Annotated in this window: 15 protein-coding genes; 9 read left to right on the top strand and 6 right to left on the bottom strand. The window is 73.6% G+C overall.

Features of this window, described 5'->3' with window-relative positions; all coding sequences use genetic code 11:
- Positions 1-5: 5 nt before the first annotated feature.
- Complete coding sequence (locus tag ACFE7W_RS15580; protein WP_375425729.1) at positions 6-1217, top strand: hypothetical protein; 1212 nt, start codon at positions 6-8, stop codon at positions 1215-1217.
- 35 nt (positions 1218-1252) lie between these two features.
- Here ACFE7W_RS15580 and ACFE7W_RS15585 read toward each other — a convergent pair whose 3' ends face one another.
- Together ACFE7W_RS15585 and ACFE7W_RS15590 are read right to left on the bottom strand one after the other, a co-directional pair.
- Positions 1253-3310 carry an ATP-binding protein gene (locus ACFE7W_RS15585; RefSeq protein WP_375425730.1) on the bottom strand — a complete coding sequence of 686 codons (2058 nt, stop codon included), beginning with the start codon at positions 3308-3310 and terminating at the stop codon, positions 1253-1255.
- Positions 3307-3987 (bottom strand): DUF4255 domain-containing protein, encoded by a 681-nt coding sequence (locus ACFE7W_RS15590; protein ID WP_375425731.1) that lies wholly within the window; start codon positions 3985-3987, stop codon positions 3307-3309. Before ACFE7W_RS15590 ends, ACFE7W_RS15585 begins: the two co-directional genes overlap by 4 nt.
- A 157-nt stretch (positions 3988-4144) precedes the next feature.
- Here ACFE7W_RS15590 and ACFE7W_RS15595 point away from each other — a divergent pair, with 157 nt between their 5' ends.
- Both ACFE7W_RS15595 and ACFE7W_RS15600 read left to right on the top strand, forming a co-directional pair.
- Positions 4145-5689, top strand: coding sequence for a fibronectin type III domain-containing protein (locus ACFE7W_RS15595; RefSeq protein ID WP_375425732.1), 1545 nt, complete (start codon positions 4145-4147; stop codon positions 5687-5689).
- 75 nt (positions 5690-5764) lie between these two features.
- Positions 5765-6232, top strand: coding sequence for a DUF6278 family protein (locus ACFE7W_RS15600; RefSeq protein WP_375425733.1), 468 nt, complete (start codon positions 5765-5767; stop codon positions 6230-6232).
- Between the two features lie 721 nt (positions 6233-6953).
- Here the strand turns inward: ACFE7W_RS15600 and ACFE7W_RS15605 are convergent.
- The 4 genes from ACFE7W_RS15605 to ACFE7W_RS15620 form a co-directional block, all read right to left on the bottom strand.
- A complete protein-coding gene (locus tag ACFE7W_RS15605) occupies positions 6954-8003 on the bottom strand; it encodes a zinc ribbon domain-containing protein (protein WP_375425734.1) in 1050 nt (349 codons plus the stop codon).
- A gap of 37 nt (positions 8004-8040) precedes the next feature.
- Positions 8041-8661 carry a LuxR C-terminal-related transcriptional regulator gene (locus ACFE7W_RS15610; protein WP_375425735.1) on the bottom strand — a complete coding sequence of 207 codons (621 nt, stop codon included), beginning with the start codon at positions 8659-8661 and terminating at the stop codon, positions 8041-8043.
- Between the two features lie 237 nt (positions 8662-8898).
- Positions 8899-9987, bottom strand: coding sequence for an arabinan endo-1,5-alpha-L-arabinosidase (locus ACFE7W_RS15615; protein WP_375425736.1), 1089 nt, complete (start codon positions 9985-9987; stop codon positions 8899-8901).
- A 137-nt stretch (positions 9988-10124) separates the two neighbouring features.
- Entirely contained in the window at positions 10125-11129 is a 1005-nt protein-coding gene (locus ACFE7W_RS15620; protein ID WP_375425787.1) for a LacI family DNA-binding transcriptional regulator, read from the bottom strand.
- 87 nt (positions 11130-11216) lie between these two features.
- On the opposite strand from ACFE7W_RS15620, the gene ACFE7W_RS15625 reads away from it, so the two are divergent.
- From ACFE7W_RS15625 to ACFE7W_RS15650, 6 genes are all read left to right on the top strand, one after another.
- Positions 11217-11987, top strand: a complete 771-nt coding sequence (locus ACFE7W_RS15625; protein WP_375425737.1) for a PIG-L deacetylase family protein — start codon at positions 11217-11219, stop codon at positions 11985-11987.
- Between the two features lie 66 nt (positions 11988-12053).
- Entirely contained in the window at positions 12054-12551 is a 498-nt protein-coding gene (locus ACFE7W_RS15630; protein ID WP_375425738.1) for an RNA polymerase sigma factor, read from the top strand.
- Positions 12551-13198, top strand: a complete 648-nt coding sequence (locus ACFE7W_RS15635; protein WP_375425739.1) for a methylated-DNA--[protein]-cysteine S-methyltransferase — start codon at positions 12551-12553, stop codon at positions 13196-13198. The genes ACFE7W_RS15630 and ACFE7W_RS15635 overlap by 1 nt, the downstream gene beginning before the upstream one ends.
- A gap of 73 nt (positions 13199-13271) precedes the next feature.
- A complete protein-coding gene (locus ACFE7W_RS15640) occupies positions 13272-13880 on the top strand; it encodes a hypothetical protein (RefSeq protein ID WP_375425740.1) in 609 nt (202 codons plus the stop codon).
- 165 nt (positions 13881-14045) lie between these two features.
- Entirely contained in the window at positions 14046-14765 is a 720-nt protein-coding gene (locus ACFE7W_RS15645; RefSeq protein ID WP_375425741.1) for a YcnI family protein, read from the top strand.
- Positions 14762-15313: a copper resistance protein CopC gene (locus ACFE7W_RS15650; protein ID WP_375425742.1), complete on the top strand. Its 552-nt coding sequence runs from the start codon at positions 14762-14764 to the stop codon at positions 15311-15313. The genes ACFE7W_RS15645 and ACFE7W_RS15650 overlap by 4 nt, the downstream gene beginning before the upstream one ends.
- Positions 15314-15346: the final 33 nt, after the last annotated feature.

Below are 15346 nucleotides of genomic sequence, written 5' to 3' on the forward strand. Positions count from 1 at the left end.
GCGTCATGGGACCGGACCGAGAGCCCCAGCTGGCTCAGCCACGGGCGCAGCCCGTTTTGGTGACGCCGGCGCAGCCCGTTTTGGTGACGCCGGCGCGGCCCGGTCCGCTGGGGCCGGCCGCGGTGCAGCGGCTGCAGGCCGGGGCGGGCAACCGGGCGGTGGCGTCCGTGCTGGCCGGGAAGCCCACGGTTCAACGGGCACCGAAGCCCCCGAGCCAGGCGGCCGCGCTGGCGCGGCTGGCCACCCTGCGGACCAACGCCGACCAGCGGGTCACCCTGGCCACCCAGTACGCCACCGCCACGCTCGGTCTCGGGGACACGACGCGGGAGAAGCTCGCGGCCATCTCGACGGTCTACACCGCCGCCTTCGGCACCTTTCGGGGCGTGCTGAACGCCGCCCAGCAGGAGGCGCAGAACCAGCAGCGCTGGACCGACATCGTGGTCGGGGTGATCTGCGGGACCGCCGCCGGGCTCGCGGCGGCCTTCGTGCTGCCGTCGACGGCCGCCGGCTGGTTCGCCCTGACCCTCGCCGAGGCCGGGACGGCGGCCGCGTCGTCGGCGGTGCAGGGCGTCGCCTCGGCGGGTGTCGCCTCGGTTGCGTCCGGGCTCACCCAGGTCGCCGGCCAGTCGATCAGCAGCGCCGGCTTGGAGCCCTCGATCCAGCAGGTGGCGATGTGGCAGAAGGTCGCGGCGATCTACCGTTCGGGCCTGGAGGTCGCGCCCCTGTCGCAGGCGTCGCACCAGGCCGCGATGGCGCTGGCCGACCTGGTCGCCGACGTCCGTGTGTGGGAGGCCGGCGGCACGAGCACCCTGACCCCCGAGACGCTGGCCACCCGGCTGGCCCAGCTCGAGCAGCAGGACGCGCAGCTCACCGCCGCCACGACGCAGCTGACCACCAAGCTGACGGAGCTGGCCGCCCTGCGCGCGGCCGCCGACGCGATCAATCCCCAGGCCAAGAGCCAGACCCAGGTCGAGCGCGACATCTGGGTGCAGTGGATGGCGACGCTGGCGCCGGACTCCAACATCCTGGACATCGACGCCATCGAGGACCACATCGGTCCGAAGGGGCTGCGGATCGTCGACTTCGGGATCTACACCTCCGACGCCGACGAGAACGAGGCCATCGAGCAGGCCCGGAACGACGCCATGTTCCTGCAGGCCGAGGCCAGTGGCGGTGAGGTCGCGCGCGGCCAGATCATCGGCGGCCCCCACCACTGACGGCGTGCCACCCTCCTCGCTGAGGGCGTGGACCCTCAGCGGGAGAGCGGGAAGTAGCGCCCGAACTCGCGCTCGAGCACCAGCCGTCCGAGCTTGCGGTACTCCTGCTCGACGGCGGCGATCACCTGAGCCATCGTCACCGCCGTGCCGGCGGCGGCGGCCAGGTAGGCGGCGGTCGTCGACGCCGACCGGATGTTGCCGCCGGCCAGCTCGAAAGCGCCGCTGAGGAAGTCCAGGTCGAGGTCGTCGGCCACCGGCAGCGGCGGGGCCAGGCACCGCTGCCACAGCGAGCGGCGGAGCTCCGGGGTCGGCGCGGGGAAGTCGATGATCGCGTCCAACCGGCGGGTGAACGCGTCGTCGATGTTGGCGCGCAGGTTGGTGGCGAGGACGGCCAGGCCGTCGAAGGTCTCCAGCCGTTGCAGCAGGTAGGCGCTCTCGATGTTGGCGTAGCGGTCGTGCGCGTCCTTGACGTCGCTGCGCTTGCCGAAGATCGCGTCCGCCTCGTCGAAGAAGAGGACCGCGTTCACCCCGCCGGCCTCGACGAAGATCCGCTCCAGGTTCTTCTCGGTCTCCCCGATGTACTTGTCGACGACCGTGGCGAGGTTGACCGTGTAGAGGTCGAGCTGCAGGTCGGCGGCGATCACCTCCGCCGACATGGTCTTACCCGTCCCGGAGTCCCCCGCGAACAGCGCGGTGACCCCCCGCCCGCGGCCGCCGCCGCGGCGCATCCGCCAGCCGCTCAGCACGGTGTCGCGGTGCCGGGCGCGGGCCGTCAGATCCTCCAGGCCCCGGCGCACCGGGGGGGCCAGCACCAGGTCGTCCCAGCCGACCTCGGGCTCGATCCGCCTCGCCAGCCGTTCCAGACCTGCCGCGTTCTGCGCCCGGACGCCTCGGCGCAGGTCGTCGGCGACCAGCACGCCGCCGCGTAGCCGGGCCGACAGCCGACCGGCGGCAACGGCGCGTCGGACCTGCTCCGGACCGAGCGCCAGGTGCCCGGCGAGCTCCGCGGCGTCCACCGAGGTCGGGTCGTCCTGCGCCAGCTCGCGAGACCAGAGGCTGACCCGGTCAGCCACGCTCAGCACCGGCGCCTCGACGGCCAGTGGGCTGCGGCTGGACCAGCGGGGGTCCCAGGTGGCCGTGCCCACCAGCAGCACCGGCACGTCGGCCGCGGCCAGCCGGCGAACCACCTCCAGGTGCCCCTCGGCCAGCGCTTCGACCGGCTCCGCCACGAGGCCGGCGCCGGCCAGCAGGGCCTCACGGACCGCGAGCCGGGCCGCGGCGGCCACGTCACCGGCCCCCACCAGCCGGACCAGGTCCAGCACCACCGCCGGCCGGCCAGACGCCGCGAGCGCAGCCACCGCCGTCGCGGCCCCGCTGCCGGCCGTACGCTCCCGCAGGTGCACGAGCCCGACGCCTGCGGCCAGGGCGGAGGCGATCTCCGCCGACCGGGGCGACGCGTACGGGGACACCTCGCCCAGCACCCCGGAGAGCGCCGCGTCCGGAGCGTCGTCGCCGAGCAGGTGCGCGGTCACCCGGTCCGGGACCCGGATCGCCCGGCTGAGCAACGGCCGGTCCGTGTCGTCGAGCACGACCAGCCCGTGCCGCACGAGGGGACGGCTGGGCTCGAACCGGGCCCGTGCGGCCGCATCCAGGGCCGAGGCACCGGCCAGCCGCAGCGCCAGACCGACCGAGGCGCGCCGCCGGGTCACGTCGTCGTTCAGGTAGCCGTAGAGCCGTTCGAAGCGGGCGTCGAGGTCAGGCAGCAGCGCGGTCACCAGCAGCTCGACGTCCAGGGGGATGAGCGCGGCGTCCCGGGCCAGCCGGCCCAGCCGGAGAGCCTGCCCGTCCGCGTCGGCCCGGCCGCCGCGGTCGGTGAGCTCGGCCCGAAGCCGACCGTCGTCGGCGAGGTCGGGTGCCGCGTCGTCCCGGAGCAGCCGGTCGACCGCCTCCTCGCTGAGGTACAGCCCGCGGAAGGGATCGTCGGGGTTGGGGTCACCGGTCCGCGCCGCGGCCACCAGGGACCGGACGCGGGCCTCGACCAGGGCCGCCCAGCCCAGCAGCTGCTCCAACGAGGCCGAGTCCACCGCCGTCACGGACGGGGACCGAGCGTCAGACCAGCGCGTCGCCGCATCGACACGCGGCGGCCTGCCTCGTCCTCGTCCCAGACCTGCCCGACCTGCTCGGCCGGGGGTGAGCCGTCGATCCCGCCGACGGTGAGCAGCGGCGGCACGGTCACCGGCGGTCCGACCTCGAACTGCTGGCCGGTGTCGACGGGCGCGCTGACCACCACGTCGATCGAGGGCTTGAGCTCCCCGCCGAGTGCGGACCAGACGTCGGCGAATGCCCGGTCCTCCGGCGGGGGCAGGGCGACGGTGACCGGGACGGGCAGGGCGAGCTCGGCCAGCGGTCCGCCGAGCAGCTCCGGAGGCAGGGCGTCGAAGCGGAGGAAGCAGAGCAGCAGGGCCGAGAGCAGCCGGTGCTCGTCCTCGGGCCGCGACGTCCAGGCCGTGATCAGGTAGGAGAGCTTGAAGTGCCGCGGCGGCAGGTGCCGGCCGGTAACCCTGGCGCCCTCGGAGTCGTAGGAGTTGTGCACGCCCCGTTCGCGCCGGCGCAGGTCCTCGCGGATGTCGTAGAGGTAGACGTCGATGGTCGGGGAATTGCGACGGCCGGCCCAGTCGCGGGTGGGCGCGTCGAAGACGACCTCGACATCGCGGGTGCCGACCTCCCGTTCGATCAGCGCGCGCAGCGCGAAGTCGACCTCGTGGATCACCCGACCAGTCTGGGTCGCCGCCCCGCCCGGCGGCAGCGGCCGGGGAGCCGTCGATCGGGCACCCGGACCTGCCCTTCCGGGCACTCCTGTCCGGCGGCGGGGACGAGCCGCCCGCGCCGGGTCCGGGGGAGCCGTCGTTCCTGGTTGGCTGGCTGCCATGGCGGACCCCCTGGTCAGGCTGGACACCCAGCGCGCGTCCGTGCAGCCGGGCGGCCAGACCCAGGTCGTGGTCACCGTCACCAACCTGGGCACGGTGGTCGAGGGCTACCAGGTGCTGGCTCTGGGCGCGGCTGCGCCCTGGGCCCGGGTCGTGCCGGGCGAGCTCTCGGTCTACCCGCAGCAGGAGGCGACGGCGACCGTCGTCTTCTCCCCACCGGGCGGGGCCGGGGCTCCGGGCGGCACCATCGCGTTCGGGGTGCTCGCCCGCTCCACGCTCGACCCGCGAGTGAGTGCGGTCGCCGAGGGTGAGATCGAGGTGGGCGAGGTGCACGGCCTGGCCGCCAAGCTGGTGCCCGTCACCTCGGCCGGCCGCTGGCGGGGCCGGCACGTGCTGCAGGTCAGCAACTCGGGTAACACCGCAGCCACGCTCCGGTTCCGGGCTTCCGACCCCGACGCCGCGCTCGGCTTCTACCTGCAGCCCGAGATCGTCGAGCTCGCCGCCGGGGGCCGGGCCAGCGTGCGGATGTCGGTCCGTACCCTGCACCCGTTCCTGCGTGGGACGCCGGTGCGGCTGCCGTTCCAGGTGGTCGGCGAACCGGTCGACACCCCCGCCGACGCGGCGCCCGCGGCCACCCCGTACGGCGACCCCAGCCGGCCGGTCGCCGACGGGGCGCTCAACCAGAAGCCCATCCTGTCCAGGACCTTCGTCAGCCTGGCCACGCTGCTGGTGCTGGGGGTGGCGGGGCTGGTGGCCTACCTGCTGCTGCACCACACGCCCGAGGACGCGCTCGCCGACCGCGGCTCGCCCGACAAGCCGGTGCTCGTGGCCACCGCGGCCGGGCCCGACACCATCGCCTTGACCTGGAAGCCGATCGACCTGGTCGAGAGCTACAGCCTGCTCAGTGTCGACCCGCCGACCGGCAACATCAACGGTCAGCAGGCGGTTCCGGGCTCGCAGAACGCGTTCACCGTGGGGAAGCTGAACCCGGCGACGCCCTACTGCTTCCAGCTCAGCGCGGTCCGGGGCGGCCTGACGGGGGCGCCGTCGGACAAGGTCTGCGCGACCACCGGCGCCGCACCGCCGTCCCCCTCGCCCTCACCCTCGCCCTCCCCGACCGCCGCGACCTCCTCGGCTCCGACCTCGGCCACGCCGACGCCTTCGGTCAGCGCGTCCCCCAGCCCGAGCATCACCCCGGGGGACCCCGCGACGGACCCGATCATGAAGCAGCACTGGATCCTGGTGCTGGACGAGCTGCCGGGCGCCGACGTCACCGAGGAGATGGCCCAGCAGCGACGTGACGAGTTCCGCCCCTTCGTCCCGGACGTCCAGGAGGTGGACCGCTCGGTCTACCCCCGGCTCCTGTTCGACCCGGCGGTCAGCACCTCGCCCGCGCCGACGCCGGGAGCGACGCCCGCGCCCTCCTGGTTGGTCTACCTCGGGACCTTCAACAGCCCGACGGAGGCGACCGCGCTCTGCGCCTCGATCCAGACCGCCACCGGCACCACCACCTGCATCGCCGCCCAGCCCGACCCGCCGCAGTAGTCCTGTCCGGCCTCGTGACCTGCTCGTCTTGGCGAGGAGAATACGGGGTGCAGGACGACGAACCAGAGGAGTCAGATGCTGACGGGCGGTTCGATCCATCGCTGGCGCCGCGGGCACAGGCGGCGAACGGCGAACGGCGTCGGAGTCTTCGGTGGACCGGGATCCGCCGACGACCCACAAGCCCTCGCCGACCTTCTGGACCGCCACGAGGCAATCACCCGATGGGCAGAGGCGGCCGGTGCTGATCTGCCGGTGTCGACCGCCGGCGTCCGGACCGTCGAGGCTCTGATCGACACCTGGCGGGACTCACCGTCTCCCCAGCTCACCAACAGGGTGGGACTGTTCCTCGGCACCGTGATGACCCGGGAGATCACCGGCGCACGGTGGCACCTCTGGCCCAACGGCCATCCTGTGGTCCGTCTGGTCACCGGTGAGGACGTCGACGTCACCGCGTTGGCCGCGGCCAGGGTCCGTTCCGGTCGCCCCTCACTGACCGCCGTTCTCGAGCGGGCCGCAGCCGCGGACGGCCCAGGACCGCGGTAGACCGTCGCGTCGCGGAGTTGAGCCAGGAGCGCGCCCGGCCCCGCACCGTCAGCCACACTGGGGAGGTGGGACTGAAGAACCGAGGTCCGCGCCCCCGACCGGACCCGGACGCCCAGCTGCTCGTCGATCTCCGCGCAGCGTTTCGATGGCTGGCCGACCGGTCCGACCAGCGATACGCCGCCGAGCCGACCGGCTGGTGGGCCGACGGGAGCATTCTCCGCAGGCTCGGCCCGGCCTTGGCCAGGCCGGCGGTGGAGTCTCGACCCACGCACGTGGTCGGGCCGGAATCACGAGGCGGCCTCCTGGGAGCACTCGTCGCCGTCGAGCTAGGCGTCGGCCTCGTCGAGCTCCGCAAGGATCCGGAGCCCTCCACCGACAGCGACCGATGGATCACCGCGAGGACGCCGCCTGACTACCAAGACCGCAACCTCGAGCTCGGACTGCGACGAGACCTCCTACCACCCGGATCTCGCGCCCTGTTCGTGGACGACTGGATCGACACCGGTGGACAAGCCGTCGCAGCTCGTCAGATCGTCGAGGCAGCCGAGGCGATGTGGTGCGGTGTCTCCGTCATCGTGGATGCCCTGACCGATGCTCGCCTACGACGAGACCTCCGGGTCAGCTCGATCTTCCGCGATCGAGACCTTCCGGTCGGCGCCGGCTGAGGTTCCTTCGCCGGCCCTGCCGGCGCGAGCCCCTGCCGTACGGGGCTGCCGGTGACTCAGCGGGGGTAGGAGAGCAGCACGACCTCGGTCAGGCTGACCAGCTGCGCGGTGTCGGGAGCGCCGGGGTAGACCGAGCCGATGCCGATCCGGACGCTGGTCACCCGCACCCCGCTGTCGAGGCGGATCGGCTGCTGCCGGTCGCCGCGGTCGAGCAGCACCCGCTGGCAGCGGCCGCCCGGGTAGGTGATGCCGATCTCCTGGGGCAGCAGCTGCTGGCTGCGTCGCGGGTTGCTCTTGTCCAGGCCGGGGACGATCTGCAGCCGCCGGATCCGCGTCGGGGCGAAGGTGAGGACGATCTCCCCCGTGCCGGGAGCCGCTCCGCAGGCGGTCGCGCTGGTGGGCTGCCAGGTCTCGGTCCACTCCCGGACGGTGCGGTCGACCAGAGCGGCCGGGTCCGACCCCGGCACGGTCGACGTCGGGGGCACGACGAAGGCCACCACCGGGCTGACCAGTGTGTACTGCTTGCTGACCCGGTACCAGGTGTCGCGGGCCGCCCGCACCGGGTGCCGGACCCAGAGCAGCCCGCCGAGCACCAGCACGGCCACCACCACGCTGACCAGCACCCGTCGCCAGCGGTAGAGCGGCGGCAAGGACCGGCGGTACGCGCGGCGGGCGGCCCGGTCGGCGGCGGCGGCACTCTGGTCGGCGTACGGGTCCGGCGCCCCGGGCTGCTCGGGCACGCTCGAGGCGAACCCGTAGCCGCAGTGGGCGCAGAAGCGCAGCCCGGGCGCATTCACCAGCCCACAGCTGGGACAGGTCTCACCGACGGGCCCGACCTCGGTCTGCGGCATGGTGGCCGTCACCGAGGACGGCGTCACGGGCGTCCAGGCGGTACCCGTCGCCACCGTGGAGTTCACGACGGTCGGGTTCAGGACCGTCGGGGCGTCGGTCGCGGCGGTCGGGCTCGTCGCCGGAGGGACCTGCCGCACCGTGGTAGGCGGCGCGGCACCGCCCGAGCCGTCCCAGGCCAGGAAGGCGTTGCAGTGCACGCAGAACTCCGCGCCGGCACGGTTCGTCCCGCCGCAGGCGTCGCAGATCACGTCCATCGCGACTCCCGGGGTCGCGCGGACCGGGGCCCCGGCCTCAGATCAGGCCCTCGCGGACGGCGTAGGCGACCGCATGGGTGCGGTTGCGCAGCTGGAGCCGAGTGGTCAGGTCGTGCAGCACGTTCTTGACGGTGCGCTCGCTGTAGCACATGGCCAGGGCGATCTCGGCGGTGTCGTGACCGTCGGCGACCAGCCGCAGCACCTCGGTCTCCCGCGGGGTGAGACCGGTGAACGTGAGCCCGCGCGGCGCGAGGACCTGACGCTGCAGCCGCCCGACCTGCTCGAGCAGCCGCCCGAGCAGGTCCGGGGGCACTTCGCCCTCCCCTGAGGCGACCTTGACGATGGTGCGGACCAAGGTCTCGGCGCTGGCGTCGCAACGCCGCAGCAGACCCGCCACCCCGGCCTCGGCGGCGGCGACCAGCGCTGCGTCGTCGACCGTCGTGGCCACCAGCATTAGCCGCGGACGGTTGTCCTTGCGCAGCCCGCGCAGCTCGCGGGTGGTGGCGTCGTCGACGTGGTCGGCGATGAGCAGCGCGACAAGGGCCTGGTCGACGGAGTCGACGACCCGGATCTCCGGACGCATCCGGAGCTGGGCGACGACACCGGCCTGGGAGATCGGGTCGCGGGCGTGGACGTAGGTGGGGACGGGTGCGGACATGGGACTCGCTCTCGGGTGCTCGGACGGCTGCGGGACCAGCCAGACCGGTGACCTCACGTCGGTCACTCCTGCATCATCCCGAGCCGGCTCACAGCGAACTCAAAGCCCGCTCAACGTCGGCTCATCGTCGGCGGCACGCGCCAGGCCTGCGAGCTGCTCCTCCCAGCACCCGGGCGGGCCGCCCTCCGTCGTCTTCGGAGGGCGGCCCAGCTCCGCGGGCTGGCGGCGACGGCTCGGCTACGTCGTGACCGTCGGCCACCCGCCGACCCAGTGGATCCTCTTCAGACCCAGCGTAGGCGCGTAGTCGTGGTCGGCGTCGTAGTAGTGGTACGCGAGGACGTTGCCGGCGACGGACTGGCCACCGGCCCCGACCTGGCTGCCGTTGGTCGCCAGCAGGACGTCGCCGCCACCGGTCAGCGCCAGCGCGCCCGACCGGTCGCGATACGGGCCGGTCACCTCCCGGGCCCGGCTGACCGCGATCTTGTAGGTGCTGTTCGCCCCCTGGCAGCAGAAGTCGATCGAGGTGAACAGGTAGAACCAGCCTCCGTGACGGACCACGTACGCGCCCTCGACCGGGTCGTACTGGACGGCCGGCCGCTCGGCCAGCTGGACCGCGTGCCGCTGCCAGTTCTTCGCCGGCTTTCCGCTGGGCCAGGAGATCGGGACGGTGTAGACACCGTTCCAGAACGAACCGAAGGTGAGCCACGAGCGGCCCGACCGGTCGGTGACCACACCCGGGTCGATCGCGTTGACCTCGAGGTCAGTCGTCCCCGAGAGCCGGGTCGCGGGCGCGCTGGTGATCACCCGTCCACGGTCCACCCAGCGGTAGTCGGGGTCCTTCGGGTCCAGCGTGGTGTTGGTGGCGAGCGCGGTGATCGAGTCGTTGCTGCCGAAGGTCGAGGCGGAGTAGTAGAGGTACCAGCGGCCGCCGTGGTGGGTCACCTGCGGCGCCCACAGGTTGTCCGGCAGGGTGCGGCCGGCGTAATGCCGGTCGATCCAGGCCGGGATGTGGCTCCACACCGTTCCCGCGGCGTGCCACGTCCGGCCCTGGTCGTGGGAGACGGTGATCCGGATCGTGCCACCCTGCTCCCGGTTGATCAGGCCGGTCGAGAAGACGTACCAGGTGTGGCCGTCCTTCACCAGGTCCGGATCGTGGATCGGGTTGGTGTCCCCGGTGGGGACGGCGATCGCGGCCGGGGTCGGAGCCTTCGCCGGCGCGAGGGCCGGAGCGGGTGAGGCGGAGGCGGTCACGCCACCCGTGGCGTCGCTGACCGCCAGGGCCAGCACCGCGGCTGCCGTCGCCGCAGAACGGCGGATCGTGAGCATCAGGTCTCCTCCTCGAGACTCGTTCATCGATGAACGAAACCTTGCCCCAGCACCTGTCGAGAGGTCAAGACCCCCGGTGTCACCGAGTTGTCAGACGTCAGTTATCCCAGAGGGCAACTGGCGTCTGACAAGTCGGCTCAGGAGCGGCCCATGGTGGACTCGCGGACCACCAGCGTCACCGGGGGTGCGATCTCGACCGGCTCGGCCAGCGAGTCGTCCCCGGCGATCCGCCGCAGCAACAGCGAGACGGCCGTGCGAGCGATGTGGCGCCGGTCGGGGTCGATGGTCGAGAGCGACGGGGTGCTGAAGGCACCGTCGTCGACGTTGTCGAAGCCGATCACGGCTACGTCGCCGGGGACGGCGAAACCCCGGCGCTGCAGCACGTACATCGCCCCCAGGGCGAGCGCGTCGTTCAGGGCGAACACGGCGTCGAACCCGACCCCGGAGTCGATCAGCCGGTGCATCGCCTGCGCGCCCGTCTCGCGGTGCCACTCGCCCGCCTCGACCAGGAGCTCTGGATCCACCGTCAGCCCGGCCCGGCCCAGGGCGGCGGCGTAGCCCCGCAGCCGCAACGGACCCGACCCCATCGCCTCGCCCGAGTGCACGCCGATGACGGCGATCCGCCGCCGGCCGGCGGCGAGCAGGTGCCGGGTGGCCTGCTCGGCGCCCGACTCGTTGGCCATCGTCACGTGGTCGACGGGTCCGGCGAAGATCCGCTCGCCCAGCAGCACCACCGGGAAGTCGACGGCCAGCACGCCGGCGTCCTCGGGACCGAGAGCGAGCGGGGAGAAGATGAGCCCGTCCACCATCCGCAGCCGGCCGCCTCCGAGCACCGCGAGCTCGCCCTCCCGCGTGGCGCCGGTCCGCTCCACCAGCACGGTGTAGCCCTCACCGCGAGCGGCGTCGATGACCGCGTCGGCCAGCTCGGCGAAGTACGGCAGGCTCAGCTCGGGCAGGGCCAGCATGATCAGCCCGGTGCGGCCGGACTTGAGGTTCCGGGCGGCGAAGTTCATCTGGTAGCCGAGGTCGGAGACGGCGGCCATCACCCGCGCCCGCGTCTCCTCGCGCACGTAGGGATAGTCCCCCAGCACGTTCGACACGGTCTTGGCCGAGACGCCCGCCGCTCGCGCGACGTCCTGCATCGTCACCGGCACCTTGACCTCCAGCGGCCAGCGTAACGGGGAACGGGGCTCGCGACGCGTAGCGGCCGCCGCCACTAGGCTCGGCGCGTGACCGAGCAGCCCCGCCCGACCCGATCGCCCGTCGACTGGGCCGAGCCGATGCCCGACAGCGAGGTGGAGCGGGCCCTGGTGGTGGCGGCCCACCCCGACGACGCCGACTTCGGCGCGGCCGGCACCTTGGCCCGCTGGGCGGACGCGGGCATCGCGGTGACCCTGCTGCTCTGCACCCGCGGCGAGCAGGGTGGCTTCGACGACACCCCCCGGGACCAGATGCCGGCCCTCCGCGAACGGGAGCAGCGGGCCGCCTCGGCCGAGCTCGGCGTCACCGACGTGCGCTTCCTCGACGGCTGGAGCGACGGCTGGCTCGAGCCCAGCTGGGAGCTGCAACGCGCCATCGTCCGCGTCATCCGGCAGGTACGGCCGCAGCGGGTGGCCTGCCAGTCCCCGCAGCGGATGCTGCAGCGACTGCAGGCCTCCCATCCCGACCACCTGGCCGCGGGCGAGGCCACCGTACGGGCGGTGTACCCGGCCGCGGAGAACCGGTTCGCCTGGCCCGAGCTGATCACCGAGGAGGGTCTGCAGCCCTGGAAGGTGACCGAGCTCTGGCTGAGCGCCCACCAGGACTCCCCGCACGCCGTGGACATCACCGACACCTTCGACCGCAAGGTACGGGCGCTGCAGGCGCACGTCTCCCAGACCGGGCACCAGGGCGACGGGCTGGAGCAGATGCTGCGAGGCTGGAACACCCACAACGCCGTCCTGGCCGGTCTGCCCGAGGGCCGGCTGGCCGAGCTGTTCGCGGTGAGCCGGATCAACTGAGCCCGCTCGACGGAACCGGCCACGCCATCGACCTCACGAACGACCGGCGCCAGACGTCTACCTGACGTGAGCACCCTGCCGCCGTTCGAGACCGTCGTCGAGACCCACGGGCCCACGGTGCTCCGGGTCTGCCGGGCGGTGCTCGGCCCGGACGAGGCCGACGACGCCTGGTCGGAGACCTTTCTCTCCGCCCTGCGGGCCTACCCCGAGCTGTCGGCGGACGCGAACGTCGAAGCCTGGCTGGTCACCATCGCCCACCGCAAGGCGGTCGACGTGACCCGCGCCGCGGCCCGCCGACCGCCACCGACCGATCGACCACCCCCCGACCGGCCCGACCGCGGGACGAGCACGGAGCGGGTCGACACGCTGCTCGATGACGTCGCCCGGCTGCCGCGGCGGCAACGGCAGGCGGTGGCCCTGCACCACCTCGGCGGGCTGCCCTACGTCGAGGTCGCCGGCCTCGTCGGGGTGAGCCCGGACGCCGCTCGGCGCGCGGCCGCCGACGGCATCGCCGCCCTGCGCCGCAGCTACCTCCCCGCCCCCTCTCCCGAACGGAACTCCTGATGACGGACCATCTGACGACAGACCATCTGACCACCGAGGACTCCCTCGTTCCCGATCTGGCCCGCGCGCTGGACCCGTCCCCCGCCCGGCTGCGGGCCCTGCGCGTCCGGCTGGCCGGCGAGGCCGAGCAGCAACGCCTGGTGGACGTGGCCTACCGCACGGTGGACAGCCCGGTGGGGCTGCTACTGGTGGCCGCGACCGACCGGGGCGTGGTCCGGCTGGCGTACGCCGCCGAAGACCACGATGCCGTGCTGCAACGGCTGGCGGACCGGATCAGCCCGCGGGTCCTGGCGGCGCCGGCGCGCCTGGACCGGGTGGCCCGCGAGCTGGACGAGTACTTCACGGGCCAGCGGCAGACCTTCGACGTGGCCCTGGACTGGCGACTCTCCGCCGGCTTCCGCAGCGTCGTCCTGCACGGGCTGACCGACATCGGGTACGGCCGGACGGCCAGCTACGCGGCCGTCGCGGCCCAGGCCGGCAGCCCCCGGGCCGTACGGGCGGTCGGCAGTGCCTGCGCCACCAACCCGCTACCGGTGCTCGTCCCCTGCCACCGGGTGCTCCGCTCCGACGGCGGCCTCGGCGGCTACCTCGGCGGCCTCGGGGCCAAGCGGACACTGCTGGCCCTGGAAGCCGGGCTCGGCGGATAGCCGTTGACCCTTCCGTGGCGTCGTCGCCACGGGAATCGTCGACAGCGCGCCGGGAGTTCCTATGCTGGGGGCTGTGCTGAACGCCCCGGTCCGCGGCGCCACGCGGCTGGTCCGCGTTGGTGCGCTCGGCGGCGGGTCGCTGCTGCTGGCCACCTCGGCCCACGTGCTCGGCGGCGGCCGGCTACCCGCCGGCTGGCTGCTGGCGGTGACCGGGCTGCTGCTCGGCGTGGTGGCGGTGACCCTGACGGCCCGCCGCTGCCGCTTCCCCGTGCTGCTGGTGGCCCTCACGGCGGAGCAACTGCTGCTGCACCTGTTCTTCGAGGCTGCGTCCCAGGTCGTTCCCGGCTGCAGCACGCTGGTGATGACGGCCGACCATGCGACCCACGCCGCCCTACCGACCTGCGCGATGGCCACCGCCATGCACCCCGCCGTGCCGGGGTGGGCCATGTGGGTCGCTCACCTGCTGGCGACAGCCCTGACCGCGGCCCTGCTCGCCCGGGGCGAAGCCTGGTGCTGGCGAGCGGCGGAGCGGGTGGTCGCGCTGGCCACCGCCGCGCCGAGCTCGCGGGTACGGGTCCGGACGGCCCGGCCGACCGTGGTGCGGCCCTTCACCCGACCCACGCTGCGCCTCGGTGTGACGGCCAGCCCGCGCGGTCCGCCGCTCGGCCGCGCCTGCTGCTGAACCTGCCGCCCACCGCCTGATCGCGCCCCTGCGGCGACGCGGGCAGGCGGCTGCTCCCTCTCGGTACGCCCATTCTCAGTACGCCCTTCTCGGTACGCCCCCTCCCGGTACGCCCCCTGCCGGTACGCCCCCGCGCGGCCGGCCCTCACGTCGATCGGAACCACGATGTTCATCCCTACTGCCTCACGCTTCCGGCTGCCTCTCCGTCTGACCGCCACCGCCGCGGCCGCCGGTCTGCTCGTGCTGACCGGCCCCGCCCTCGCCGACGCCCACGTCCGCGTGGCGGCCGACAGCACCACCGCGGGCGCCTTCAGCGCCCTCACCTTCCGGGTACCCAACGAGTCCGACACCGCCGGCACGGTCAAGCTGACGGTCCAGCTGCCCCAGGACAAGCCGTTTCTCTACGTCAGCAGCAAACCCGTGCCCGGCTGGACGGTGACCACCACGGAGCAGAAGCTGCCGGAGCCGATGAAGATGGAAGGCACCACCATCACCAAGGCCCCCCGCACCGTGACCTGGACGGCGGCCAAGGACAGCGCCATCGAGCCGGGTCAGTACCAGGAGTTCTCGCTCTCGGTGGGACCGCTACCTGCCGCGGGGTCGGACCTGCTGCTGCCCGCCACCCAGACCTACTCCGACGGCACGGTGGTCATGTGGGACGAGCCCACGCCGGCCTCGGGTGAGGAGCCGGAGCACCCCGCACCAGAGCTGATGGTCACCGCACCGGCGCCCGCGAGCCCGGCGCCGTCGGGCACGGGCACGGTCACCCTCACCAGGGCCGGCGGCTCTGACGGCGTGGCCCGCGGCCTGGGCGTGGCGGCGCTGGTGGTCGCGGTGGCCGGGCTCGCGGTCGCCCTGCTGCGGGGTCGTCGGCGGACGGCGTGAGCAGACCCGCCGCCCGTCCCCTCGGACGGCTGCTGCTGGTGGTACTCGGAGCGGCGATCACCCTGGTGGTGGCCGCCGGCCCGGCGTCGGCCCACGACGTGCTCGCGAGCACGACCCCGGCCAACGGCAGCACCGAGGCCCGGGTGCCCGCGTCGGTCGTGCTCACCTTCGACCAGCCGGCGATCGCCATGGGCACCAAGCTCGTGGTCACCGGACCGTCGGGTGAGGTTCAGCAGGGGGACCCCGTGCTCGTGGACAACACCGTCACCCAGCCCCTCCAGGGCGGGGCCGCCGCGGGGGCCTACACCGTGGAGTGGCGGGTGACCTCGGCCGACGGTCACCCCGTCTCGGGCACGTTCACCTTCACCGCACGGGCGGCCGGCAAGGGCCAGCCCGCGACCACCCCAGCCACCCCTGGCCCGGGCGCCGCGACGGGTCTGGAGCCGGCGTCGAGGGTGTGGCCCTGGGTCATCGCCCTCGCGGTGCTGTCGTTCGTGGTGGTCGGGGCGGTCGCGTTGGGTCGGCGAGCCGCGCGGGACCCGGAGTAGGCAGCGGCTTCCGGGCTCGACAGGCTCAGGGAA

The sequence above is a fragment of the uncultured Friedmanniella sp. genome, from assembly GCF_964244285.1.
In the GTDB taxonomy this organism is placed as follows: domain Bacteria; phylum Actinomycetota; class Actinomycetes; order Propionibacteriales; family Propionibacteriaceae; genus Microlunatus.

Coding starts and splice junctions, on each gene's coding strand:
- ACFE7W_RS15605 (WP_375425734.1), bottom strand. CDS start 8,003: ATGGACGTGATCTGCGACGCCTGCGGCGGGACGAACCGTGCCGGCGCG.
- ACFE7W_RS15615 (WP_375425736.1), bottom strand. CDS start 9,987: ATGCTCACGATCCGCCGTTCTGCGGCGACGGCAGCCGCGGTGCTGGCC.
- ACFE7W_RS15610 (WP_375425735.1), bottom strand. CDS start 8,661: ATGTCCGCACCCGTCCCCACCTACGTCCACGCCCGCGACCCGATCTCC.
- ACFE7W_RS15635 (WP_375425739.1), top strand. CDS start 12,551: ATGACGGACCATCTGACGACAGACCATCTGACCACCGAGGACTCCCTC.
- ACFE7W_RS15645 (WP_375425741.1), top strand. CDS start 14,046: ATGTTCATCCCTACTGCCTCACGCTTCCGGCTGCCTCTCCGTCTGACC.
- ACFE7W_RS15595 (WP_375425732.1), top strand. CDS start 4,145: ATGGCGGACCCCCTGGTCAGGCTGGACACCCAGCGCGCGTCCGTGCAG.
- ACFE7W_RS15600 (WP_375425733.1), top strand. CDS start 5,765: ATGCTGACGGGCGGTTCGATCCATCGCTGGCGCCGCGGGCACAGGCGG.
- ACFE7W_RS15580 (WP_375425729.1), top strand. CDS start 6: ATGGGACCGGACCGAGAGCCCCAGCTGGCTCAGCCACGGGCGCAGCCC.
- ACFE7W_RS15620 (WP_375425787.1), bottom strand. CDS start 11,129: ATGCAGGACGTCGCGCGAGCGGCGGGCGTCTCGGCCAAGACCGTGTCG.